Annotated in this window: 24 protein-coding genes and 5 pseudogenes; 4 read left to right on the top strand and 25 right to left on the bottom strand. The window is 72.7% G+C overall.

Going from position 1 to position 22,673, the window contains the following annotated elements; translation table 11 throughout:
- Positions 1–44 precede the first annotated feature (44 nt).
- From Sri02f_RS37540 to Sri02f_RS37525, 4 genes and pseudogenes are all read right to left on the bottom strand, one after another.
- Positions 45–676, bottom strand: a pseudogene (locus tag Sri02f_RS37540) (nucleotidyl transferase AbiEii/AbiGii toxin family protein).
- A gap of 40 nt (positions 677–716) precedes the next feature.
- Positions 717–926: pseudogene (locus tag Sri02f_RS37535) on the bottom strand (hypothetical protein); the annotation flags it as partial.
- 76 nt (positions 927–1,002) lie between these two features.
- Complete coding sequence (locus Sri02f_RS37530; RefSeq protein WP_109005787.1) at positions 1,003–1,200, bottom strand: DUF397 domain-containing protein; 198 nt, start codon at positions 1,198–1,200, stop codon at positions 1,003–1,005.
- The gene (locus tag Sri02f_RS37525) at positions 1,197–2,066 is read right to left on the bottom strand and encodes a helix-turn-helix domain-containing protein (protein ID WP_109005786.1); all 870 of its coding nucleotides are present in this window, start codon (positions 2,064–2,066) and stop codon (positions 1,197–1,199) included. The genes Sri02f_RS37530 and Sri02f_RS37525 overlap by 4 nt, the downstream gene beginning before the upstream one ends.
- Before the next feature lie 144 nt (positions 2,067–2,210).
- Between Sri02f_RS37525 and Sri02f_RS37520 the strand changes: the two genes are divergently transcribed.
- Positions 2,211–2,699, top strand: coding sequence for an ATP-binding protein (locus Sri02f_RS37520; protein ID WP_109005785.1), 489 nt, complete (start codon positions 2,211–2,213; stop codon positions 2,697–2,699).
- A 260-nt stretch (positions 2,700–2,959) separates the two neighbouring features.
- Here Sri02f_RS37520 and Sri02f_RS37510 read toward each other — a convergent pair whose 3' ends face one another.
- The gene (locus Sri02f_RS37510; RefSeq protein ID WP_109005784.1) at positions 2,960–3,415 is read right to left on the bottom strand and encodes a MarR family winged helix-turn-helix transcriptional regulator; all 456 of its coding nucleotides are present in this window, start codon (positions 3,413–3,415) and stop codon (positions 2,960–2,962) included.
- A 148-nt stretch (positions 3,416–3,563) separates the two neighbouring features.
- Between Sri02f_RS37510 and Sri02f_RS37505 the strand changes: the two genes are divergently transcribed.
- Complete coding sequence (locus Sri02f_RS37505) at positions 3,564–4,685, top strand: Gfo/Idh/MocA family protein (RefSeq protein WP_109005783.1); 1,122 nt, start codon at positions 3,564–3,566, stop codon at positions 4,683–4,685.
- 34 nt (positions 4,686–4,719) lie between these two features.
- Here the strand turns inward: Sri02f_RS37505 and Sri02f_RS43350 are convergent, their stop codons facing one another.
- The 8 genes and pseudogenes from Sri02f_RS43350 to Sri02f_RS37475 all read right to left on the bottom strand — a co-directional run bounded on the left by Sri02f_RS43350 (position 4,720) and on the right by Sri02f_RS37475 (position 8,298).
- Entirely contained in the window at positions 4,720–4,854 is a 135-nt protein-coding gene (locus Sri02f_RS43350; protein WP_307721072.1) for a hypothetical protein, read from the bottom strand.
- The gene (locus Sri02f_RS44280; RefSeq protein WP_373865168.1) at positions 4,851–4,949 is read right to left on the bottom strand and encodes a SidA/IucD/PvdA family monooxygenase; all 99 of its coding nucleotides are present in this window, start codon (positions 4,947–4,949) and stop codon (positions 4,851–4,853) included. Before Sri02f_RS44280 ends, Sri02f_RS43350 begins: the two co-directional genes overlap by 4 nt.
- Positions 4,922–5,056: pseudogene (locus Sri02f_RS44380) on the bottom strand (SidA/IucD/PvdA family monooxygenase); the annotation flags it as partial. The pseudogene Sri02f_RS44380 and the gene Sri02f_RS44280, both read right to left, overlap by 28 nt.
- Before the next feature lie 47 nt (positions 5,057–5,103).
- On the bottom strand, positions 5,104–5,772 hold the full coding sequence (locus Sri02f_RS37495; protein ID WP_109005886.1) for a GNAT family N-acetyltransferase: 669 nt from the start codon (positions 5,770–5,772) through the stop codon (positions 5,104–5,106).
- A pseudogene (locus Sri02f_RS43940) lies at positions 5,664–6,745 on the bottom strand (IucA/IucC family C-terminal-domain containing protein); the annotation flags it as partial. The pseudogene Sri02f_RS43940 and the gene Sri02f_RS37495, both read right to left, overlap by 109 nt.
- Positions 6,723–7,466, bottom strand: a pseudogene (locus tag Sri02f_RS43935) (polyprenyl synthetase family protein); the annotation flags it as partial. The pseudogenes Sri02f_RS43940 and Sri02f_RS43935, both read right to left, overlap by 23 nt.
- Positions 7,456–7,734 carry a polyprenyl synthetase gene (locus Sri02f_RS37480; RefSeq protein ID WP_109005781.1) on the bottom strand — a complete coding sequence of 93 codons (279 nt, stop codon included), beginning with the start codon at positions 7,732–7,734 and terminating at the stop codon, positions 7,456–7,458. The pseudogene Sri02f_RS43935 and the gene Sri02f_RS37480, both read right to left, overlap by 11 nt.
- Positions 7,735–7,929: 195 nt before the next feature.
- Positions 7,930–8,298, bottom strand: coding sequence for a VOC family protein (locus Sri02f_RS37475; RefSeq protein ID WP_109005780.1), 369 nt, complete (start codon positions 8,296–8,298; stop codon positions 7,930–7,932).
- 63 nt (positions 8,299–8,361) lie between these two features.
- On the opposite strand from Sri02f_RS37475, the gene Sri02f_RS37470 reads away from it, so the two are divergent.
- Entirely contained in the window at positions 8,362–8,820 is a 459-nt protein-coding gene (locus Sri02f_RS37470; RefSeq protein WP_109005779.1) for a MarR family winged helix-turn-helix transcriptional regulator, read from the top strand.
- 133 nt (positions 8,821–8,953) lie between these two features.
- A complete protein-coding gene (locus Sri02f_RS37465; RefSeq protein WP_109005778.1) occupies positions 8,954–9,646 on the top strand; it encodes a phosphatase PAP2 family protein in 693 nt (230 codons plus the stop codon).
- 96 nt (positions 9,647–9,742) lie between these two features.
- Here the strand turns inward: Sri02f_RS37465 and Sri02f_RS37460 are convergent, their stop codons facing one another.
- Genes Sri02f_RS37460 through Sri02f_RS37405 form a run of 12 tightly spaced genes read right to left on the bottom strand, consistent with a single transcriptional unit; the run spans position 9,743 to position 22,673 of the window.
- On the bottom strand, positions 9,743–11,095 hold the full coding sequence (locus tag Sri02f_RS37460) for a glutamate-1-semialdehyde 2,1-aminomutase (RefSeq protein ID WP_109005777.1): 1,353 nt from the start codon (positions 11,093–11,095) through the stop codon (positions 9,743–9,745).
- A 22-nt stretch (positions 11,096–11,117) separates the two neighbouring features.
- Positions 11,118–11,663 (bottom strand): dTDP-4-dehydrorhamnose 3,5-epimerase, encoded by a 546-nt coding sequence (gene rfbC / locus Sri02f_RS37455; protein WP_109005776.1) that lies wholly within the window; start codon positions 11,661–11,663, stop codon positions 11,118–11,120.
- Positions 11,664–11,674: 11 nt separating this feature from the next.
- Entirely contained in the window at positions 11,675–12,928 is a 1,254-nt protein-coding gene (locus Sri02f_RS37450) for a polysaccharide pyruvyl transferase family protein (protein ID WP_174855786.1), read from the bottom strand.
- Positions 12,925–13,872: a glycosyltransferase family 2 protein gene (locus Sri02f_RS37445; protein ID WP_109005775.1), complete on the bottom strand. Its 948-nt coding sequence runs from the start codon at positions 13,870–13,872 to the stop codon at positions 12,925–12,927. The genes Sri02f_RS37450 and Sri02f_RS37445 overlap by 4 nt, the downstream gene beginning before the upstream one ends.
- Positions 13,869–15,167, bottom strand: a complete 1,299-nt coding sequence (locus tag Sri02f_RS37440; RefSeq protein WP_109005884.1) for an MATE family efflux transporter — start codon at positions 15,165–15,167, stop codon at positions 13,869–13,871. Before Sri02f_RS37440 ends, Sri02f_RS37445 begins: the two co-directional genes overlap by 4 nt.
- A 5-nt stretch (positions 15,168–15,172) precedes the next feature.
- Positions 15,173–16,456, bottom strand: coding sequence for a DUF4910 domain-containing protein (locus tag Sri02f_RS37435; RefSeq protein ID WP_109005774.1), 1,284 nt, complete (start codon positions 16,454–16,456; stop codon positions 15,173–15,175).
- Positions 16,444–17,469 carry an NAD-dependent epimerase/dehydratase family protein gene (locus Sri02f_RS37430; protein WP_109005773.1) on the bottom strand — a complete coding sequence of 342 codons (1,026 nt, stop codon included), beginning with the start codon at positions 17,467–17,469 and terminating at the stop codon, positions 16,444–16,446. The genes Sri02f_RS37435 and Sri02f_RS37430 overlap by 13 nt, the downstream gene beginning before the upstream one ends.
- A 3-nt stretch (positions 17,470–17,472) precedes the next feature.
- Entirely contained in the window at positions 17,473–18,120 is a 648-nt protein-coding gene (locus Sri02f_RS37425; RefSeq protein WP_109005883.1) for a PIG-L deacetylase family protein, read from the bottom strand.
- Positions 18,117–18,944, bottom strand: a complete 828-nt coding sequence (locus tag Sri02f_RS37420; RefSeq protein ID WP_109005772.1) for a glycosyltransferase family protein — start codon at positions 18,942–18,944, stop codon at positions 18,117–18,119. The genes Sri02f_RS37425 and Sri02f_RS37420 overlap by 4 nt, the downstream gene beginning before the upstream one ends.
- Positions 18,941–20,176, bottom strand: coding sequence for a class I SAM-dependent methyltransferase (locus Sri02f_RS37415; protein ID WP_109005771.1), 1,236 nt, complete (start codon positions 20,174–20,176; stop codon positions 18,941–18,943). The genes Sri02f_RS37420 and Sri02f_RS37415 overlap by 4 nt, the downstream gene beginning before the upstream one ends.
- The gene (locus Sri02f_RS37410) at positions 20,173–21,414 is read right to left on the bottom strand and encodes a glycosyltransferase (protein WP_109005770.1); all 1,242 of its coding nucleotides are present in this window, start codon (positions 21,412–21,414) and stop codon (positions 20,173–20,175) included. The genes Sri02f_RS37415 and Sri02f_RS37410 overlap by 4 nt, the downstream gene beginning before the upstream one ends.
- Positions 21,415–21,416: 2 nt before the next feature.
- Positions 21,417–22,673 carry an O-antigen ligase family protein gene (locus Sri02f_RS37405; RefSeq protein WP_109005769.1) on the bottom strand — a complete coding sequence of 419 codons (1,257 nt, stop codon included), beginning with the start codon at positions 22,671–22,673 and terminating at the stop codon, positions 21,417–21,419.

The following is a 22,673-nucleotide window of genomic DNA, read 5'->3' as shown; positions in this document are numbered from 1 at the left end:
CAAGACGGGATTCGGTGACAAATCGCCCCGGTGCTCGGACTTGGTCAGTCGTCGTCCGGAGCACCGCCCTCTTCGAGGAGACGAGCAGCGAGGTCGTCGGCCCATGCCACAGCCCGTGCGCGGAGAGCGGTGATCGTGGCGTCATCGAGGCCATAGGCAGCGAAGGCTTCGTCGTCGGTCCACTCGGCGCCTGTGAGGTTCGCCTGTAGATCCTCGCGCTCGAAGCGGCCTCGCGCGTGACGGCGGCCGAACTCTTCGAGCTCGGCATTTGTCCATCGCCGGGAGGCCGCGAACACGTCGATCAGGTCGCGGGGCGCTCCGCGGTCGGCGAGGGCGCGGACCTTGGTCCCGATCACGTCCTCCTCCGCGAGGACGGGCCCGTACGGGCTCTGGGCGACCGGTCGCCAGAAGATCTCTTTGAGGATGTCGACTTCGCATTCCTGCCCGGTGGCCGGGTCGGACACCGTGAAGCGGGCGGACGGCGGGGCGGTCTCCAGCGCGTGCACCGTCCAACCGCGGGCTTCCAGGCCGGCGCGGAGCGTGGCGGCGATGTCGGCCATGGGCGCCGGGTTCTCGGCGGCGACGTCGAGGTCCTGGCCGGGGCGGTTCACAAGGCGGTGTGCCCCACGGCGTATCCACCGGTGAGAACCAGTGGATACGGGGAGCCCCGCGCCATCACATCCGCCAGGACCGCGTGTGCAGCTCCGGCATGTCCGTCACGCGGCTGCCCGGGTGCGGGAGGCTAGCTGGGGGAAGGCGTCCTCCCATACGGCGCGCACGGTACGGCCGACGAGGGTGCGCAGCACCGGCCACAGCTGGAGGGGCAGGTCCCGGTTGGGGTACCGGGGCAGGTCGTCACGCAGGCCCTCGTGCAGGACGGTGCGGTACAGGCCCATGCGCTGGCGAGGCCTGGTCAGGTCGTACGATGACTCCGGTGCGTCCGCCGTCGCCGCTCCGCGCACGACAGAAAGGAGGCAGGGCTTCCCGCTTCGCGTACGACCGTCAGGCCTCCCCGACGAACCCCGCCCACGCCTCACGTGACACACGGATGACGGGTCCGGCCACGGCCTTGGAGTCACGGATGTGTACAACTCCCGTGTCCGCAGCTATCTCGACACACTGACCGCCTTCGGTTCCGCTGTAGCTGCTCTTGAACCAAGCGAGGTCGGACGCGACGGTTGAGGACTCAGCGTTGCTCATAGCGATCCCAACAACCCTTCGATCAGCTTCAGCGACTCCCGCGGAGTGAGAGCCTGCGATCGGATGATCCCATAACGGGCGGCGGCGAGAACCGTCTGCTCCGAGTCGGTCTCGAGGGTGCTGGTCGCATGTGCCTCTGAGTACACGAACTTCTTGCTGTCCTTGTGCGTGAGGACCGTGAACGGTCCATTCACACCCGCGTTGTCCTCGCAATCGACCGGCATGACTTGAATCTCCACGTTCCGCTTGTCACCGATCAGCAGAAGGTGCTCCAACTGCCCCCGTAGTACGTTCCTGCCGCCGTAGCGGTGTCGCAACACCGCCTCGTCCATCACGAAGCTCAGCAAGGGTGCGGGCCGACGGCCGAAGATGTCCTGCCGCGCCAGTCGGGCGGTCACCCGCTGCTCGATCGTTTCCTGGTCAAGGGGAGGACACCGCATGGCCAGCAGGGCCCTCATGTACTCCTCCGTCTGCAGCAGGCCGTTGACGACATGGGTGTCGTACATGAGCAGCTCCAGAGCCCCCTTCTCCAGCGTCGCCATCCCCTGGAAGAACACCGGATACTGAGCCCGTTCCACCTGCTCCTTCCACACCGTCAGCAGCCCGCCCGCGTTCAGGACCTCGTCCGCCCGCTCGATGGTCCTGGGTGAGGGGATCCGCCGACCCTGCTCGTACGACGCGACCGTGGACGCCGAGTATCCGATACGCCGCCCGAACTCCTCTCGCTCCAGGCCCGCCCGCACCCGCAGCGTCTTCAGCGTCTGCCCGAACGCGATGACCACAGCCTGGCCGGACGTGTCCGCCGTCGCCTGTCCCGCGTCGTCCGCCACCGTGGTCTCCGCCCTCTCGTCCGCACCCTCGGTCATCGCTACCGCCTCCTCGGCTCAACGCCGTCCCGGCGGCCTTGTCACGCCGCGCACCTCGTACCCCTACCGCCACCACGCGTACAACGGCCCGCGTCGGTGCGTCACCACTGGTCACGCTACGCGACCGACGTCACCGTTGTCGGCATGACGAGCCAACCCCCCAGCCCCATCAGCGCCTCCCAACCCATGCGCCTCAGCGCTGACTTGGGCCGCACCTTCGAGATGCGTTTCACCTCTGCCCCACGGGGCGCCCGCCTCGCTCGCCGACTGGCCGCGCACCGGCTGGACACCTGGGGTATCCCGTACGGCGCCGGCCCGCACGAAGGGATCGTGCTGGTCCTCGGCGAGCTGACCGCCAACGCCGTACGGCACGGCCACGTCCCCAGCCGGGACTTCCATCTGCTTCTGCACGTGAGCGCATCCGCCCACACGGTCAGGATCGAGGTCACCGACGCCCGCACCGAACGCACGCCGCCCGACGCGGAATCGCTGGCCGCCCCCGGCGAAGAGGACACCGGCGGCCGAGGGCTGCTTCTCGTCGCGGCGCTCGCCACCCGCTGGGGCTGGCGCCTCCGGCCCGATGGCCCGGGCAAGACCGTCTGGGCGGAGTGCGTGGTGACACCTCAGTCGTGAGCCCGTGACCGCGCTGGAAGAACGTGGCGAGACGACCTCCGGCGACTGCACCCCGTTCCCGTCTCGCCGCCCCCGACGCCCCCGTCTGCCGCCAGGTCATGCGGGCGTTCCTCGCCTACAAGGACCGGCTGATCCAGTGCCTGGAGCGCTTCATCCAGGACCTCGTCACCCTCGGCGGGCGCATCGCCCTGCTGATCGGGGAGCTGGAGGAGCGGGGCTGGTGCCGTGCCTCTGCGGCTTGTCGGCTTCCGTTCCGGTGGCTACAGCCGGCGCAGGAGAGAACTCAGTGTGTCGATCTCCTGCGCGGAGAGCTTGTCGGTGAAGTGGCGGCGTACCGCGGCGTCCAGGCCGGGATGCACGGCGGTGATGGCCTGACGTCCGGTGCCGGTGAGGGTGACGGTGACACCGTCGGCGCGTTCGCGGGTGACGAGTTGGCGCTTGCTCATGCGGGTGAGCTGGTGGGAGATGCGGGTGCGGTCCCAGCCGAGCGACGCGGCGAGCTCGCTCTGGCGCAGGGAGCCTCCCGCCTTGTTCAGGGTGACGAGGATCGTCAGGTCCGGCTCGGACAGGCCCGCCGAGTCGGCGGCGTCCGCGATCACACGGGTTCGGACGATCTCGTGGGCGCGCTTGAAGGCGGACCAGAGGTCGACGGGATCCGGTGCGGCCCTGCTCGTGGCCTCGTCCGGCTCGGGAGTCCGGCCGTCCGATGTTGACATGTCAACGCACCCTTCGTAGTGTTGAAATGTCAACGCTAGCAGGTGGCTGCCGCTCCATCCCGTCCACGGCGTCACCCACTCACCCGGTACCCGCCGAGCGTGAATCTCCCGCGTCGGCACCCGCTCGACAAAGAACAGGTGACGCATCATGAATACATCTGAGTCGCTGCTCGCCGAGCTGGCCCGGTCCGAGAAGCCGATCGGAGTAGGGGTCATAGGACTTGGGGCGCACGGCAGTTGGGCCGAGCGCTCTCACCTGCCTGCCCTGCGCGCCGTCCCGGGTTATGAGCTGCGGGCCCTGAGCGCGAGTTCGAAACACTCGGCGGAGCGCTCCGGACAGAAGCATGGTGTGTCCAGTGCCTTCGGGACGGCTGCCGAACTCGTGGCCTGTGACGAGGTGGACCTGGTGGTCGTGGCGGTGAAAGTGCCGCACCACCGGGAACTGGTGCAGGCGGCGCTGAGCGCCGGCAAGAGCGTGCTGTGCGAGTGGCCGCTGGGCAACGGGCTCGCGGAGGCCGTGGACATGGCGCAGCAAGCACACAGCCACGCGGTGCCGACCGTCGTCGGACTCCAGGCGCGGTCGCACCCGGCCTTCGCCTACGCACGGCATCTCGTGGCCGACGGGTACGTGGGGGAGGTGCTCTCCACGACGGTCGTCGGCTCGGGCGGCGCCTGGGGCGCCACCGTCGGGCCCGGCGATCACCATGTGCTCGAGGCCGCGAACGGCGCGACACTGCTGACCGTTCCCTTCAGCCACGCTCTCGACGGACTCGCGTCGGTCCTGGGAGAGCCCGAGGAACTGCGGATCCACCTGGTGTCGCGGCGTACGTCGGCCGTGGACACCGAGAGCGGGCAACCCGTGCCGATGACCGCTGCGGACCAGGTGGTGGCCTCGGGACGGCTGCCGGGCGGAGCGGTGGCCACCTTCCACTACCGCGGAGGCAGGTCCCGGGGGACCAACTTCCGCTGGGAGATCAACGGCACCGAGGGCGACCTCGTCCTCACCGCCCCGATCGGCCACCCACAGCTCAGTCCGGTCACCCTCGAAGGCGGCCGCGGAACGTCCACCGAGCTCGCTCCCATGGCGGTGCCAGAAGCGTACGTCCGCGTCCCGCGACTGGACCCCCGGGCCGACGCGCCGGCTTACGCGGTTGCCCACGCCTACCGGCAGTTCCTGGACGACCTGCGTGACGGCACGTCACGCGCGCCCGATTTCGCGCACGGCGTCGCCCGGCACCGCAGCATCGCCTCCGTCATCGCGGCAGCGTGACCGGACCCGCCGGACGAGTTCTCCGGGCGGCGGGTCAACGGGCGTGTGCGGGCACACTGTCGTTCTCGTGCGGTCGTGAGTCGGCGGGGGTGGGCGGCGCGAAGCTGGTCCAGGCCGTGCGGGCGGGGAGCGGATGGACGGTGCGGCCCGCGACCGCGTTGAGGATCACGGCGGCCCGGTGGGCGCCGAGGCCTCAGGTCGGGTGCGCCGACGGAGGTCGAGGAAGATCTCGGCGCCGGACTGGCCGGAACCGAGGACGGTGATGTCATGGGCCGCTCGGCCAGGGAGACGAGGTCGGCCAGGAAGGGGACCTGCACCCTGGCCCCGTCGACCAGCAGGCCGTGGTGCCAGCGGAACTCCGTTCGTGCGTCGGTGTCCATGTCCGGCACCTGGTCGTACGGTGCGGTCGCCGGCTGGTTCATGCTGTCGTGGTCCTCCTGGCGGGCGGGGCCGGTCGACGGGCCATCAGGACGGCCCGCTTGTCGGGCAGGTCGAGTTCGGCCACGCGGTGGAAACCGGCGTTTCGGAACGCCCTGAGGGACGGGGCGTTGCGCAGGTCCGGCTCGCCGACCAGCCGGGGGGCGTACCGCAGCAGGTGATCGGCGACGGTGGTGAGCAGGATGCTGCCGAGCCCCCTGCCGCGTGCCTCGGGCGGCCCGAGCAGCAGATGGATGCCTGTGTCGTGGGGCTCGGACCGGTAATGGCGGGCGAGCGGGTCGAGGTCGGCGCGGTACACCTCCCAGTAGCTCATCGGCGTGCCGTCGAGCAGGCCCAGGCAAGGGGTGCTGCGGCCGTCGCCGGCCAGCTGGGCGGCGACGTGTCGCTCGGTGCGCTCGGCCGGCCCGTCGAGCGACCAGTACGCCGCGACCGCCGGGTCGTTCATCCACTCGGCGATCAGCGGCAGGTCGGCCGGCCGGACGGGGCGCAGCCGGAACGCGCCGGCGGCGCTGGTCAGCGCGCAGGGGAGGGCGGTGTGGGTCACGGGGCCGCGACCGGGTCGGGCAGGGTGACGTACACCGACCGGGTGGACACCGGGCCGACCGGCTCGTCGAGGCCCTCGAGGCGGGTGAGCAGGCTGGCCTTGCAGTGCAGGGTCGGCGCGTCGAGCAGCCGGGCGGTCAGGCCGGAGCCGGGCGCGGCGGCCGGGCCGGCGAGGAAGCGGCGCAGCAGGGTGAGCAACTGCCCCTCGGCCGCCAGACGCTGGGCGCCGAACGCGCCGAACGCGCCGAACGCGCCGAACGCGCCGAACACGCCGAACACGCCGAACGCGCCGAACGCGCCGATCAGGCCGAGCACGTGGTTGATGCCGAGGTAGTGGCAGAACCGCTCGTCGGCGACCTGGTCGGGGACGAACATGTCGCTGAGCGTACCGATACCGGGCAGGCGGGCGGACAGTTCGGCGGCCTTCGACCGGCAAAAGCAGTAGCCCTGGTTGTCGCGGTAGCGGCAGCCGACGGGCCGGCCGTCGGCGTCCAGCAGGACCAGAGTGTTCTGCTGGTGTGCTTCCAGGGCGATGCCGACTTGGCCGTCCAGCCGGAGGATGGGCAGCACCACCGCGTCCAGGTAGCGCCGGAGCCACTCGGCGGACACGGCGGACACGGCGGACACGGCGGACACGGCGGGCGACGGCTGGGCGGTGCGGGCGGCGAGGCCGCGCACCACCCCGGGCGGCGCGGAGTCGCGGGTGTCGCCGAGCGGCTGCTCGGCGACGAGTCCGGCGACGCAGTGCACCCGGGCGTCCGGGCCGACGGCCGGCGGCGCACCACCGTGTCCAGGCCGGTGGGATCGGGCAGCCCGGGGGCGTCCAGGCCGATCCACCCGGAGTCGCGGACGATGTCGGAGCCGGGGTGCGCGGCCCGCCACTCGGCGGCCAGGCCCGCCTCCAGCAGCCGGTGTACCTCCGGGCCGCGGTGCAGCTCCTTGCGGAGGTTCTCCCGGCGGGAGTTGGTGATCCGCCGGGCGAGCGAGAGCTTGAGCATCCAGGGGGTGCCGGGGCGGAGCACGGTGCGGACCGAGGAGGTCGGGTGCCACGGCTCACCGCGCAGGCCGAGGTCGTGCAGCGAGCAGGTCGTCCCGGAGCTGGAACGCCTCACCCAGCGGCAGCCCGTACGCGGAGTAGCCCTCGCGCAGCCACGCCCCCGCACCGGCCAGCGCACCACCGATCAGCAGGGGGTGTTCGACGGTGTACTTGGCGGTCTTGTACCGGATCACCTTCAGCGACGCCTCGGTGTCCGGGCCGATTCCGGTGCGCAGGATCTCCAGACACTCGCCCGCGATCAGCTCGCGGGCCGTCACCGCCCACAACGGGCGGGCCCGGACGAGATACGCGGCGGGCAGACCGCTGGTGGCGAACAACTGCCCGGCCAGCGCCATCAGCAGGTCACCCACCAGCATCGCCAACGACCGCGCGGCGCCGTCGGCGTCCGCACGAGTCCCCACGGCCCCGAGGAGCGCGACATGGGTCGTGGGGCGCCCGTGCCGCAGCGGACTGTCGTCGATGAGGTCGTCGTGCACGACCGCGGCGGCGTGCACCAGCTCCATCGAGGACGCCGCCCGGACCAGCGCTTCGCTGTCCGGCTGCCCCGCCGCCCGCCACCCCCAGTAGCAGAACGCCGCCCGCAGCCGCTTGCCGTCCGCGACCGCGGCCTCCAGCCTCTCGGCGACCGCGCCGAGCATCGGATCGACCGCCGCGAACTCGTCGGCCTCCCGGGCGACGAACTGCCGCAGCACCGCGTCCACGCGAGCCTTGAACGCCTGCGGCTCCCACCGGTCAGACGCCACCGGCGGCCTTCCGGGCGAGGGCGCGCCGGGCGAGGATCTCCAGGTGGGCCGGGGGCACGCCCGCGTACCTGTCCAGCACCAGACGGCCACGTGCCACGAGTTCGTGCTCGGCCTCCGCGGCGAGCTCTTCGGCGTCCGACCGGCGCAGCAGCCCCCGCACGGTTCCCAGGGCCGAACCCACCGTGCTCACCGCCAGATCAGCCAGCCCGGCGGCCAGCAACAGCGCCTGACCGTCCAAGCCCCCGCGTCGACCCGCTTCTCGTGTCACGCCGTCTCCCCTCACCCGTCGTACCTCCAGGCAGCCCTGGGCCCGCATCGTCCTTCCGAGCATCGCGTCCTGCCGGGTGCGACAGCGCAGGAACTCACGATCGAGTGATCCCACCGCTCGACCGTGCGGATCGCGTCGGGACGCCGCCCTTCCCGCCCGGGCGAGCGCACCTCGTCGCCGGGGGCGGGTGGGCGGTCAGGTGCGGTCGTGGAGCGTGACGTGGTAGCCGTCGGGGTCGGCGAAGGTGAAGGTCCGGCCGAAGGGGCCGTCGACCGGTGCGGAGACGATGGTGCGGCCGTCGGCGACGAGGGCGTCGTGGATGGCCTGGACGTCGGTGGCGTGGAGCCATATCGCGGCGCCGATGCCGGGCTGGGCGACGGAGGCGAGATCGGTGCCGGGAACGACCTCGCGGAGGGCGAACGCGATCGGCCGCGTCTCGAAGACGACGGCGTGCGGAGGTCCGGTCGGTGAGCGGACCAGGCCGAGGTACTGCTCGTAGAACGCCTGCGAAGCGCTGAGGTCGCGTGCCTGGAGCGAGATGAAGTCGGGGCCGGTGGCGGGCATGGTGATGCTCCTTCTCTCCGTGTCAGATTCCTGACACGGGTCAAGGTATGTCAGACTTCTGACATGAGTCAAAAGGGTGTCGGCGTCGACCTGGACACATCGCTGGGCTACCTGCTGAAGGAGGCCTCGAGCGCCCTGCGCGCGGCCATGGAGGAGGTGCTGCGGCCGCTCGGGATGAGCGTGACGCACTACTCCTGCCTGGAGCTGCTGGCCCAACGGCCGGGCTTGTCGAACTCCGAGCTCGCGCGCGGCGCGTTCGTGACGCGGCAGTCGATGAACGTGCTGCTCCAGAACCTGGAACGGGAGGGCTACGTGACCAGGCCCGCGGAGGCGCGCGTCGGCAAGGTCCTTCCCGCGCGGCTCACGCCTCGCGGTCGGCGGAGCCTGGAGAAGGCGTCCGCGGCCGTGCGGTCCGTCGAGGTCAGAATGCTGGCCGGCCTGACCGAGGCGGAGCGGTCGGGCGCGTTCCGGATCCTGCGGAGCATGACGCACTCCCTGCGCGACGACACGGACGGCGCCTAGCCCCGTTCCCTCGCCCCATGTCCCGCCGGGCCCGGACGGTTAGGGTGGCGGTGGCTCCCTGGTGAGCCGGTTCCGACATGTCGGGGGGTCGTTGGTGGGCAGTGGGCGACGGCAGGAGACGGTCCGTGACGGTGTGCGGGCCCGTCCGGCCGGCCGGACGGCGCATCCGGTGTTGCCCCCGGTGCTGCGCGGGTGGCTCGGGGCGGTCGTGGGCCTTGCCGCGCTGGTCGTCGTCGTGCTCGGGGGGCTGTACGCCGGTGACGGCGAGCCCAGTGGGGTGGACCGGTGGATCGTCCCGCCGACGGCGGACAGTGTGCGTCCGCCGTGGCGGGACGTCGCGCTGGCCCTGGACTTCCTGGGGGAGCCCCTGGGGTCGGTGATGCTGGTCCTGGTCGTCGTGACGGGCTGTCTGGCGCTGAAGCGTCCTCGTGCGGCGGTGCTCACCGTGGCGGGCGCCGGTGTGAGCGTCGGGGTGGCGACGCTGCTCAAGCACCTGGTGGGACGCACCATCCACGGCGACGCCAACCTGTCCTACCCGAGCGGGCACACCGCCTTCGCCACCGCGCTCGCCCTGGCGGTGGCGTTCCTCGCGACCGGCCGGCTCGGCCTCGGCAGGACGGCCGGCATGGCACTCGTGCTGGGCGCCGCGCTGGTCGCCGGCGCCGCCATGGGCTGGGCGCAGGTGGCCCTGGGCGCGCACTACCCGACCGACGTCCTCGGCGGCTGGTGCACCGCGCTGGCGGTGGTGCCGACGACCGGGTGGCTGCTCGACCGCACCGCGGACCGCGGACCGGGCGGCCGAGAGGAATCCCACCCCCGCGGCTGACCGGCTGACCGGCTGACCGGCCCGGCCTCCGGCGGGCGTGAGCGTCGCTGACGGCACGTCACGCCGTCCCGCGCCGCCTCACGCACGTCACGCGCGTCACGCCGAGCGGCGGAACACCGGCTTCACCGGGCGGCCGCCCAGCCAGGGGGTGGGGTCGGCGGCGTCGAGCGCCCTGCGGTACACCGCGCACGCCTGGGCCACCACGTCGACGGTGTGGTCGATGTCGGCTTCGTCGAGGGCGCTGCTCACCACGAACGACGGGGCCAGCACGCCGCCCGCGAGGAGACGGCGCAGGAACAGGGTGCGGTACTCCTGCGACGGCCGCAGGTTCTCGTCGAGGGTGGCGAAGACCAGGTTGCTGGCCCGGCCCCGCACGACGATGTGGTCGCCGACGCCGCCGGCGGCCGCGGCGTCGCGGACGCCGGCGGCCAGCCGCTCGCCGAGGGCGTGCAGACGTGCGGTGACGCCCTCTTCGACGTAGGTGTCGAGCACCGCCATCGCGGCTGCCAGGGAGTGCGTCTCCGCGCCGTGCGTGGTGGACAGCAGGAACACCCGCTCGCCGGTGTGACGCAGCCCGCCCCGCTCCATCAGATCGCGGCGTCCGGCCAGCGCGGAGACGGCGAATCCGTTGCCCAGCGCCTTGCCGAACGTGGAGAGGTCGGGGACGACGCCGTACAGGCCCTGGGCGCCCGCCTCGGACCAGCGCAGGCCGGTGATCATCTCGTCGAAGACCAGGACGCAGCCGTGCCGGTCGGCCAGGTCGCGCAGACCCGCGAGGTAACCCGGCGGCGGCTCGGTGTGGGTGGCGGGTTCGAGGATCAGACAGGCGACCTCGTCCCGGTACCGGGTGAGCAGTTCCTCCGTGGCGGCCAGGTCGCCGTAGGGGAACGCCACGGTGAGGTCGGTGGTGGCCGTCGGGATGCCGGCGGACATCGGTGTGGTGCCGATGAACCAGTCGTCGGTGGAGAAGAAGGGATGGTCGGCGCAGAGGGCCACCCGCGGGCGCCCGGTGGCGGCTCGGGCGAGGCGCACCGCGGCGGTGGTGGCGTCGGAGCCGTTCTTCGCGAACTTCACCATCTCGGCGGTCGGCACCGTGGCCAGGAAGCGCTCCGCGGCCTCGACCTCCACGATCGACGGCCGGACGAAGTTGCTGCCGCGGTCGAGTTCCCTTCGCACCGCTTCGATCACGCGCGGGTGGGCGTGGCCGAGGCTGACCGACCGCAGGCCCGAGCCGTACTCGACGTAGCGGTTTCCGTCGACGTCCCACACGTGGGCGCCGCGGCCGTGGCTGATGACGGGGGCCAGGTTCTCGGGGTACTGGTCGTCGCCCTTGGCGTAGGTGTGCGCGCCTCCGGGGATCATGGCGTGCAGCCGCTCGTTCGCCTGCCGGGACCGGGGCAGCAGGAGTCCTGCGGCGTCTGCGACGTCTGCGGTGTCTGTGGTGTCCACACCGACCTCAACTTTCTTCGTGTTACGGGTGCTTCAGGACCTCGGCGAGGCTCGGCGCCTCCCGGTCCCGCTGGGACATCGAGGTGACCGGCAGCGGCCAGGGGACGGCGAGCTCCGGGTCGTCGAAGGCGATCGTGACGTCCTCGGCCGGGTCGTGCCGGCGGTCGATCCGGTACGAGACGTCGGCGGTCTCGGTCAGCGTCTGGAAGCCGTGGGCGCAGCCCGCCGGGATGTAGAGGGTCAGCTGCGTCTCGTCGGACAGCTCGAAGGTGGCCAGGTTGCGGTAGGTCGGCGAGTCGGGGCGCAGGTCCACGACGACGTCGAAGATCCTCCCGTAGGAGCACCGCACCAGCTTGGCTTCGCCGGCGCCGGAGCGCAGGTGCAGGCCGCGCAGCACGCCCCCCACCGACCGGGACAGGCTGTCCTGGACGAAGGCGTCCGGATCGAGACCCACCGAGCGGACCACGTCGGCGTCGAAGGTGCGGCAGAAGAAGCCGCGTTCGTCGGCGTACGGCGTCGGCTCGAACAGGTACGCGCCGGCGATGGCCGGCACCTCGGTCGCTTTCATTCCGGGGGCGTTCACGGTGTCTCCCGCAGAGGGTGAGTGGGGGTCCGGGCGCGGTCGGTGGCCGGGAACAGGGCCGCCGTCAGGGCGGAGAACTGGTGCCGCAGGCGCCCGGCGGCGATCAGGTTCCGTTCGGCGAGGATCCGCCGCAGGTCCGCCGAACTCTTCTCCAGCGTCCGGAACTGCTCCAGCAGCCGGTCGGCGTCGACTTCGCGAGCCGGGTGGCAGAACGCGCCCAGTCCCATGTCGGCCATGAGCGCCTCGCTCTTCGCGGCGTAGCTGACCGCGAGGGTCGGCGTGCCGACCTTCAGCGCGCAGATCAGGTTGTGGTAGCGGGTGGCCACCACGGTGCCGGCAGCCGCCGTCTCCCGCATCAGGTCGGCCAGCGAGGCCGTCTCGGCGGCCGTGACCAGCGGCGAGTCCACCGCGTCGAGGATCGCGGCGACCACCGGCGCGTCGCATGTGTCGCCGGTGAGCAGCCGGACCGGTCTGCCCTCCCCGACGAGCGCGCGGACGAAGCGGACCATGCCGTCGAGGTAGCGCCGGTGGATCTCCTCGGCCCGGTCGCGGTCGTCGTCGCCGCCGTGGAAGGCCATGACGCCCACGCAGACGCGGCCCGGCGGACCCGGGGGCGCGCTCACCGGCGGCGTCGGCAGGGCGAACGCGAGGTCCGGGTGGACGTCGTCGTGCGCGGTGTCCACGCCCATCGCCCGCAGCGCGTCGCGGGACGGGGCGTCCCGGTAGGACCGGTGGGCGGCCAGCCGCGCCGACCAGCGCACCAGGGTGCGGGTCGCCCGGTTGCCGATCCCGGCGGCGCCGACGCCGACCAGCGCGACCCTGGCGCCGAACAGCCGGCCGGTCGCGCAGAGCAGGAACAGCGCGTACGGGAAGCCCCACGGCCGCAGCGGCAGCGTGGCCTCCAGGACGCCCATGCCCGGCACGATCACCACGTCGTGCCGGCGCACCCAGGCGGCGGTGCGGAAGACGTCGACCAGCTTGCCCAGTCCCTTCCCCGCGACCGCGCCGGCGCGCGACGCGGTCCGGTACTCCCCGCGGTACCAGTGCAGGCGCGTCGCGGGGATCCCGAAGCGGGCCGTGACGGCCTCGGGCCCGCCGCACAGCGCGTCCACGACCGCCTCCGGGTGCTCGGCGCGGAGATACCCGAGCACCGCCTCCAGCGACCCGTCGTTGCCGAGGTTGCCGGAGCCGAGCAGGCCGAACACCCCCACGCGCACCGCCGTCGCCCCGGTCGCGTCCGCGGCCGTCATGCCCGCCTCCCCTCCCGGCCGGCGACCAGGGCGTCGACGCTGACGTCGAGCCCGGCCGGGTCGACCGGGTCGCGGTCCTCGACCCGTTCGCCGGCGCCGGGCCGGGCCCGGCTGGTCATCCACGCGGCCAGGTGCCGGTAGCACGCGCGCCGGTCGGCCGGGGACAACGGCGCCCGCCGGATCGCCGAGACGAAGCCCCAGACGTACTCGGCGAGCAGCCGGGGCGTCGGGTGCAGCGGGCCCGCCCGGCGCGGGTCCAGGTTGACGCACCGCGAGCGTTTGCCCGGGTTCGCCCGCTCGGCGCGGTGGGGATGGTCGCGGCGGAAGTACAGCAGCTCCGGCACCTGGTGGAAGGGCCCGTGCAGGGTGATCTCGGCGACGTACGTGCGGTCCGCGTGGTGGTAGCTGTCCATCGGCTTCACCCGGCGCAGCACGTCGGTCCGCATCACCCCGTAGAAGTCGTCGCCGCCGGGCTCGAACAGCAGGCTGCGGAAGCGCTCGGGCGCGTGCGGCGAGTCGGTGGCGAGGGTGTACTCGTAGGGGACCTTCACCCGGCCGTCGCCGTCGATGACCGCCTGGCCGCTGTGCGCGAGGATGATGTCCGGCCGCTCGTCCAGCGCCTCGACGCAGCGCCGGAGCAGGTCCCGGCCGTACAGGTCGTCGTGCGAGGCCCACTTGAACAGTTCGCCGCGGGCCTCGGCGAGCACATGGTTGTGGTTCGGGGTGGCGCCGATGTTGCGGGGCAGCCGCAGGTAGCGGATGCGCGAGTCCTTCGCGGCGTACCGGCGGCAGACGTCCTCGGTCCCGTCGGTCGAGGCGTTGTCGGAGACGACCAGCTCGAAGTCCTCGTAGGTCTGGCCGAGCAGGGCGTCGAGCGACTCGGCCAGATACTCCTCGCCGTTGTACACGGGCAGGCCGATGCTCAGTCTGGGTCGGTCGGTCATGAGGTCCTCACTTCGGGAACGGAGTCGGGGCGCCGCTCGCGCAGGGCGGAGCGCAGCTGCAGCCACCACACGGCCGAGCCGCTGACGGTCGCGGCGGCGGCGCCCCAGGCCGAGCCGACCGTGCCCGCCAGGACCGCCCCGCCGAGTCCGCCGCCGACGTAGCAGACGGAGGCGAACAGCTGGGAGCGCAGGCTGCGCCGGGCCGCGCCGAGCGCGCGCAGCCCGGCCGCCGCGCCGGTGCCGAGGCCGGCGCCCGCCACGCCGAGGGTGATCGGCACGATGAGCTGCGCGGCGGAGTGCCAGACCGCGCCGAGCACGAGGTCGCCGAACCGGTCCGGCATCAGCAGCAGCGCTCCGCCCCAGCACAGCGCGCCGACGGCCTGTCCGCCGCCGAGCAGGAGGCAGAACGTGCCGAGGCGGTCCGGGGCCCGCCGCAGCACCCGTGCCGCCTCCGGGACGGTGACCAGGGACAGCCCCATCAGTACGGCGAGGAACGGGCCCATCAAAAGCTCGGCGCCCCGGACGGCGCCCACCGCGCCGACGCCGACGATCGCGCCGAGCCCGTACGCCCGCAGCTGGCTCGCGCCGCTGAGGCTGACGTTCTCGACCAGGTAGCGGTAGCCGAGGTCGCGCTGCTCGCTCAGCCAGCCGCGCGCCCCGGCCGGCCGGGGCCGGATGCCGGACTGGAGGCAGCCGTACGCGGCGGCGACCGCGGCGGACGCGCCCCAGGCGAGCACGAAGGCGGCCACGCTGCCCACCCGGGCCGCCACGACCATGGCCGGCACGAGCGCGACGCCCCACACGAGGTCGTTGACGAACGCCTTGCGCCCGGCGCCCGCGGCGAAGAACGAGAACCGCCAGGCGTCCTGCAGGAGCAGCCCCGGCAGCATGACGCCGAGGCAGGCGAACGCGGGCCCCACCCGGCCGCCGAGCGCGAGGCCGACGACGAGACACGCCGCGCCGAGGGCGGTGCCGACGCCGAGCGCGGTGCCCGACGACCGGGCCACCGCCCCGCGCCAGGACGCCTCCGGCGCGCCGCTGAAGCGCACCACGAGCGGGTCGGTGGCCAGCCCGCGGGAGACGTTGAGCACGACGCCGTAGGTGACCCACGCCAGGCTGAACACGCCGAACGCGGTCACCCCCAGCGAGCGGGCCACGTAGATGCCCACCGCGAAGTTGGACATGCTGGACGCCGCCTGGTCGGCCAGCCCCCAGGACAGCCGGCCGAGGAGGGCCCGCTTGGCGGATCCGGCCGGCGCCGCGGTCGTCCGCGGATGCTCCCCCTCGGCGGTCACCGGTTTCACGCCTTGATCAGCTCGGCGTCGTGCAGGGCGTCCGCCGCGGCGGCGACGGCGTCGAACGGCAGCCCGGACCGTTCGGCGACGTCCAGCACGGTGTGCTCGCCGTCGGAGAGGCTGAGCACCCAGAGCATGGCCATCTGGGCCTGTTGCGCGTCGCTGCGGCCGCCGAGCGAGTCGTACAGCCCGCGCCGGCCCAGCTGCGGTTCGCCGTACGGGCTGAGGTTGACGTACTTCCGGTTGCGGTCGAGGACGGCGAACGCCTCACGGCAGACCGCGAGGGTGTCCGCCATCGCCTCCGGCGAGACGAAGTCCGGGTTGTCGGCCGAGGTGTGATACTCGGGGTAACCGGCGTACGGGGTCCGGCTGAGCGAGCCCACGCCGAGGTCGAACCCGGGCGAGCAGTACTGCCGCTCGTCATAGCCGTACGGAGTGAACTCGGTGATGTGGTGCGGGCGTTCGGAGGCCGTCAGCACATGCCGCAGCACCCGGTCGATCTCCGCGTCGCCGCGCCTGCTCTGCTTGTACGTCAGCCGGCCCGGGTCGCCGGCGCAGGCCAGCACCAGGCCGTGCGCGACCCTGCGCACCCGTTCCGCGTTGCGGGCCAGCCAGGTGATCGCCCCGATGGTGCCGGGCGCGAAGATGAACCGGTAGGTGTAGTACGGCGTCTCCTGCGCCAGCGCCCGCGCCAGGAACGTCGCCACCGCGACGCCGGCCAGGTTGTCGTTGGCCAGCGACGGGTGGCAGACGTGGCAGGAGACGATGACCTCGTCGGCGACCTGCCCGGGGACCACGTGCTCGGCGTAGGTGAGGTGGCCGTCGGCGAGCGTGGAGTCGATGCGTACCTCGTACTCGCCGTCCGGCATCGCGTCCAGGGTCTCCTGGGACAGGCAGAACCCCCACTCCGGCCGGTAGTAGCTGGTGCGGTACGGCACCCAGGACGGGTGGTCCGGCAGGGTGTGCAGATGCGGCCGCAGCTCGGCGAGCGGCATCGTCGCCGACACCGGCACGCTGTAGCCGAGCACGTGCAGGCTGGACGCGGCGAAGTCGACGACCCGGCGTCCGGAGCCGTCGGCGATGTACGCGTCCCGGATGTTCCACTCCTGCGGCACCGTCCAGTCGAGCACCTGCGTCCCGGTCGGCACCTCGTGCACCTGCAGCGGGACGTACTCGCCGACGATGTCCAGGGTGGCGCGCACCCCGTCGCCGGTGATGCTCCGGCACAGCGGGTACATCCGCTCCACCAGTGCGTGCATCTCCTCGCCGGGCGTGGTCACGGGCGCCACCGAAGGGTGTCGTCGACCGTGCCGGCGTCGGACGCCGCGCGCAGCACGGCCAGCCGGGTGAAGCGCTGCTCGAAGGCCTCGCGGGTCAGCCCGTGGGTGCGGTAGGCGTCGGCGAGTTCGAGCGCGCCCCGCTTCACCGTCCACTCGCAGTCGAAGCCGGGCACGGCGGCGCGGAACCGGGAGAAGTCCACCCGGTACGACCGCGGGTCGGCCCCGTTCTCCCCGGTGATCACCACCTCGGAGCCGGGCACCGCCTCGGCGACCTGCCCGGCGATCTCGGCGACCGTGACGTTGTTGACCTCGCTGCCGATGTTGAACGCCCGGTCGTGCACCGCCTCGCGCGGCGCGGCCAGCGCGGCCGCGAAGGCCCGGGCGATGTCGGCGGCGTGCACCAGCGGGCGCCAGGGCGTGCCGTCGGAGAGCACCAGGACCTCGCCGGACAGCAGGGCGTGCCCCACCAGGTTGTTGAGCACGATGTCGGCGCGCAGCCGGGGCGAGTAGCCGAAGGCGGTGGCGTTGCGCATGTACACCGGGCTGAAGTCGCCGTCGGCGAGCGCGTGCAGGTCGTCCTCCACCCGCACCTTGGACTCCGCGTACGGCGTCACCGGGCGCAACGGAGCGTCCTCGGCGACGAGTTCGTCGCCGCCGGCGGCGCCGTAGACCGAGCAGGTCGACGCGTACAGGAAGCGCCGCACTCCGGCGTCGCGGGCCAGCCGGGCCAGCCGCACGGACGCGTGGTGGTTGATGTCGTAGGTGAGTTCCGGCGCCAGCGATCCCAGCGGGTCGTTGGACAGCGCGGCCAGGTGGATCACGGCGTCCACCCCGGCCACCTGTTCGGCCGTGACGTCGCGCAGGTCCACCCGGTGCCCCTGCGGGTCCGCGGGCGGCGGGCCCAGGACGCAGTCGGCGAACAGGCCGGCGTCGAGACCGACGACCTCGTGGCCCGCGGCCGCGAGCACGGGGGCCATCACGGTGCCCAGGTAGCCCTGGTGTCCGGTCAGCAGTACGCGCACAGTTCATTCCCCCAGGTCGAGAGTGAGTTTGGTGACGGCGAACGCCTCGGCGTAGCGCGCGTGGCATTCGATTCCGCGGATCCGGGCAAGACCGAGGAAGGCCTCCCGGTCGTACCAGGGCCGGTTCCGCTGCGAGGGGTAGTGCTCCTGCAGCAGCCGCACCTTCCGCTCGGCGACCTCGTCCGACAGCGGCTGGTACGCCGTCGGGCGGCCGAGGTCGCCGTCCCACTTGACGATCTCGTAGCCGAGCACCAGATGGTCGCGGAACGCGGTGGGCATCAGCTTCGCCAGGCCGCGGTGGTCCTGGTGCGCGTCGTCGGTGCGCGGGGCGAGGACGAGATCCGGGTCGGTCCGCTCGCGCAGCTCCTCGACCGCGGCCTTGGCCTCCTCCCAGTACGCGGGCAGCCGGCCGTCCGGCAGCTTGTGCACGGTCAGCCGCAGGTCGGCGCCCGGGCAGAACGCGGCGAGCGCGGCCTGCTCCTCCTGCTCGCGCTCGCTGCCGCCGCCGGACAGGACCAGCGCGTCGACGCGGACGCCCGGCCGCGCCTGGCACAGCGTCAGCAGCGTGCCGCCCGCGCCGATGGCGATGTCGTCGCAGTGCGCGCCCACCGCGACGACCCGGTCCGGGCGCCCGGCCCCGAGCCGGATCACGCCGTCGCTCCCGAGCCGCTCAGGCCGCCGGTCGCGCCCGCCCGCGCGCCGTCGCGTTCCCACACGGCCCACGGCCGGTCGCCCCGCGCGTAGGCCTCGTCCAGCGCCGCCCGCTCCTTCACGGTGTCGGTCGGCTTCCAGAAGCCGCGGTGCCGGTGCGCCACCAGCCGCCCCTGCTTGGCCAGTCGGGCGCATCCGTCGGCGACCAGGTCCCCGTTCTCCGGGATGTGGTCGAAGATCTCCTGGCGGAGCACGAAGTAGCCGCCGTTCTCCCACAGCGGCAGTTCGCTCACCGCGGTGATGCCCCCCACCAGGCCGTCCTCGCCCAACTCCACGCAGTGGAACGACGACTGCGGCGGCACCACCATCATCGACGCCCCCGCGTCGCGCCGGGCGAACCGGTCGATCATCTCGGGCAGCGGGGCGTCGGTGAGGACGTCGGCGTAGTTGGCGAGGAACATCTCGTCGCCGTCCAGGTGGTGCCGCACCCGGCGCAGCCGCTCCCCGATCGGCGACTCGACGCCGGTCTGCACGAACGTGACGGTCCAGTCCGAGATGTCGGTGGACAGCAGCTCGGTCCGTCCGCCGCGCAGCACGAAGTCGTTGGACGTCGTCTCCTCGTAGTTGAGGAAGAAGTCCTTGATGTGGTGGGCCCCGTAGCCGAGGCACAGGATGAACTCCGTGTGCCCGAAGTGCGCGTAGTAGCGCATGACGTGCCAGATCAGCGGTCGCGGGCCGACCATCGCCATCGGCTTGGGAACGTCGTCGGCGGCGCCGTTGCGCATCCGCATCCCGTATCCGCCGCAGAACAGTACGACCTTCATGAGGCGACCTCGACGATGCTCAGTTCCGGTATGGGGAAGACCAGCCGGCCGCCCCATTCGTGCACGAAGGACAGCTGCTCGACCAGCTCCGCCCGCAGGTTCCACGGGAGGACGAGGACGTAGTCCGGCTTGTCGGCGGCGATCTGCTCGGGCGGCAGGATCGGGATGCGGGTGCCCGGGGTGAACCTGCCGTGCTTGTAGGGGTTGCGGTCGACCGTGTACGGGAGCAGGTCGGGCCGGATGCCGCAGTGGTTGAGCAGGGTGTTGCCCTTGCCCGGGGCGCCGTAGCCGACGACCGTCTCACCGCGCTCGGCCGCCTCGACGAGGAACCGCAGCAGGTCCCGGCGCACCTTGGCCACCCGCGCGGAGAACTCGGTGTACCCGGACAGCTCCTGCAGCCCGGCGGCCTTCTCCCGGGCCAGCACGTCGGTCACCCGCGCGGTGGGCTCGCCCGCCGCCTCGGCCGGCCTGGCCCACAGCCGGATGGAGCCGCCGTGCGTGGGCAGCAGCTCGACGTCCACCAGCGCGAGCCCGCCGCTCTCCAGCGCCCGGATCGCGGAGGCGACCGTGTAGTACTGGAAGTGCTCGTGGTAGATCGTGTCGTACTGGTTCTCCTCGATCAGGGTCAGCAGGTGCTGCACCTCGACGGAGACCCAGCCGTCGTCGGCGACCAGGGCGCGCAGCCCCCGGGTGAACCCGACCACGTCGGGGATGTGCGCGTACACGTTGTTGGCCACGACCAGGTCCGCCGGGCCGTGCTCGGCGCGGACGCCGGCGCCGGTGGCCGGGTCCAGGAACGCCGTGAGCGTGGGCACGCCCGCTTCCCGCGCCGCCGCGCCGACGTTCACCGAGGGTTCGACGCCGAGGCAGCGGATACCGCGGTCCCTCACGTGCTTCAGCAGGTACCCGTCGTTGCTCGCGACCTCGACCACGAAGGCGTCGGCGCCCAGGCCCAGCCGTTGCACGGAGTCGGCGACGAAGGTGCGCGCGTGCTCCACCCAGGAGGTCGAGTAGGAGGAGAAGTACGCGTACTGAGTGAACGTCTCCTCCGGCGTGATCAACGGGGGGATCTGCGCGAGCCAGCAGTCGGTGCAGACCCGCAGATGCAGCGGGTACGCCGGCTCGGGCAGGTCCAGTTGGTCCGCGGCGAGAAAGCTCTCGCATGGTGGCGTCGCCCCGAGATCGACGACGCTCGCCATCGCTTCCGAGCCGCAGAGTCGGCATCGTGTCATGTGCTGTCCCCATCCCCCCTGCCCGCGCGGGTGTCCCCGCCGCGAGCCAGTGCTGACCGACCCGCGATCGCGGTGCGGTACCCCTCCACCAGGCGCTCCAGCCCGACAGCCGGGCTGAAGTCCTGCTCATAGCGGCGCCGGGCCGCCTGTCCCATCTCCCGGTTGCGCGCCGGATCGGCGGTGATCCGGCGCAGGCACGACGCGAGGGAGGCGGCCTCGCCCGGCCGGTGCAGCAGCCCGGTCACCCCGTCCTCGACGAGTTCGACGAAGGCGCCGTGACCGGCGGCGACGGTCGGGACCCCCGCCGCCATCGCCTCCACGACCACCAGGCCGAACGCCTCCAGCCACGTCGAGGGCGCCACCACGGCGACCGACCGCTCGACGGCCTGCCGGCACTGCGCCGGGTCGTACAGGCCGACGTAGCGCACGTCGTCCCGGCCCGCCGCCCAGGCGGTCACCTCCCGCTCCAGCGGCCCCGTGCCGGCGATGACGAGCGGTACGCCGACACCGCCCCCGGCGGCGATCTCGTCCCACGCGGCCATGAGCAGCCGCACGCCCTTGGCCTCCGCGAGCCGGCCCAGATAGAGCAGATGCTCGCCCGCGCCCGTCCGGCAGCCGCCCGGGTCGGGCACGAAGTTGTGCTTCACCGCCAGCCGTTGCGACGGCATGCCGGACCGCACCAGGACGTCGCGCTGCGCCGCGGAGATGCAGAAGAACCGCTCCACACCGGACCACCACCGCCGCCGGTTGACCGCCAGGCCGACCGCGAGCGGCACCGTCGCCAGCCGGGAGTTCCGGTAGCAGCCGTGCCGCACGGCGGGCAGCGGCGTGGACCCGACGCACTCGGTGCACGGCCGGCCGTCGCGCTGCAGCGTGCCCGGCGGGCAGACCTGGGTGTAGTTGTGCAGCGTGGCGACGGCGGGCACGCCGGCGTCGGAGCACGCGGCCAGCACCGCCGGCGACAGCAGCGGGAAGACGTTGTGGACGTGCACCACGTCGGGCCGCTCGGCGCGCAGCCGGGCGGCGAGCTCCTTACGGACCGCCGGGTTCCACGGCACCAGCAGCGGCACGGCGACCTTGCCCGGCAGGGACCGGGCGGCGATGTCGTCGCTGCGCCGCTCGAACAGCTCGACCCGGTGGCCGGCCTCGCGCAGCAGCGCCGTCTCCTGGTCGACGACCTTGTTCTCCCCGCTCGGCTGGGCCGAGGCGTAGCGGTTGTGCACCACGAGGACGTGCATGCTCAGGTCACCTCCGATGTGCGGGCCCAGCGAGGGGCGGGTCGTCGACGGGTCTCGGGCGTCGACGGGGGAGCGGTCTCGGCGGGCGCGGCCAGCAGCGAGGCGGCCACGGCCAGATGCAGCAGATACGGCGAGGCGTCGCCCAGCCCGGCCTCGGTGTACGACGCGATCGCGCAGTAGCTGATCAGGAAGATCGCGCAGGCCCTCGACAGCGACGGCGGCCGCAGCAACGCGACGCCGCCCAGCACGATGATGATCGCCGCGACCAGGGCGATGCCGGTCACGCCCTGTTCGTTGTAGACGGCCAGCCAGCTGTTGTCGATCGGCAGCCCGCCGTACGACTTGTCGCCCAGGCCCGTGCCGAACAGGTGCTCCGAGGTCGTCCGGGGCGCCGCCAGCAGGGCGTTCCAGACCTTGGCCCGGCCGGTGAGGCTGGAGAAGTTCTCCTGGCTCTGCCCGCGCAGGAACCACGCCTGGAGCGCGGAGCTGAACCCCACCGCGGCCACCGCGGCGCACAGCACCGCCCAGGAGAAGACCCGGCGGGCGGCGGCGCTGGTCAGGACCAGGGAGGTGATCGCCAGCACCAGCGCGATGACCAGGCCGAGCGTGGCCGTGCGGGTATGGGTCAGCGCGAGCAGGACGAGGGAGGGCACGATGACCACCGCCGCGCTGGTCCGGTCGGTCCGGCGGCCCAGGAGAAGCAGCACGGTGAGCCCGATGATCACCGCGGCGTACTGTCCGATCTGTGGCGGGGTGAGCGGCCACAACGCGCCCACCAGCCGCCCGCCGTAGAGGTCGGGCAGGGCGGCGCCCGGTGAGGCGGCCAGACCGGCGGCCACCGAGGCGAGCACCGCGAAGTACATCCGGATGTGGTGCCGGACGAACGTCGTGCCGCCGTCCCACCAGCGGCTGAGCAGCCACAGCGTGCCGACGAAGAGAGCCAGCCGGCCGCAGCGGAACAGCGCGCCGAACCCGGCCCCCTGGTCCACGCTGGAGATCAGGCTCGGCACCAGCAGGAGGGTGAGCAGGAACACGTAGGCGCTGGCCCGCACGCGTACCCGGGGGTTGACCAGGAGCGCCAGCGCGAACGCGGCGGCCAGCGAGCCCATGGTGACCATCTGGATGAGCGAGCGGGGCAGCGGGACGATGGTCACCGCCCCGGCGGAGCCGAGGGTGTTGAGGACGAGCAGCCCCCAGACCGCCCCGACGATCTTCGACCTGTGGTTCGTGTGGTTCGTGCGGGTGTCCGCGGACCTCAT

Source organism: Streptomyces rishiriensis (genome assembly GCF_003112535.1).
GTDB classification, from domain to species: Bacteria; Actinomycetota; Actinomycetes; order Streptomycetales; family Streptomycetaceae; genus Streptomyces; species Streptomyces rishiriensis.
The sequence above is the reverse complement of the archived record's forward strand: the minus strand, read 5'-3'. Positions and strand labels throughout refer to the sequence as shown.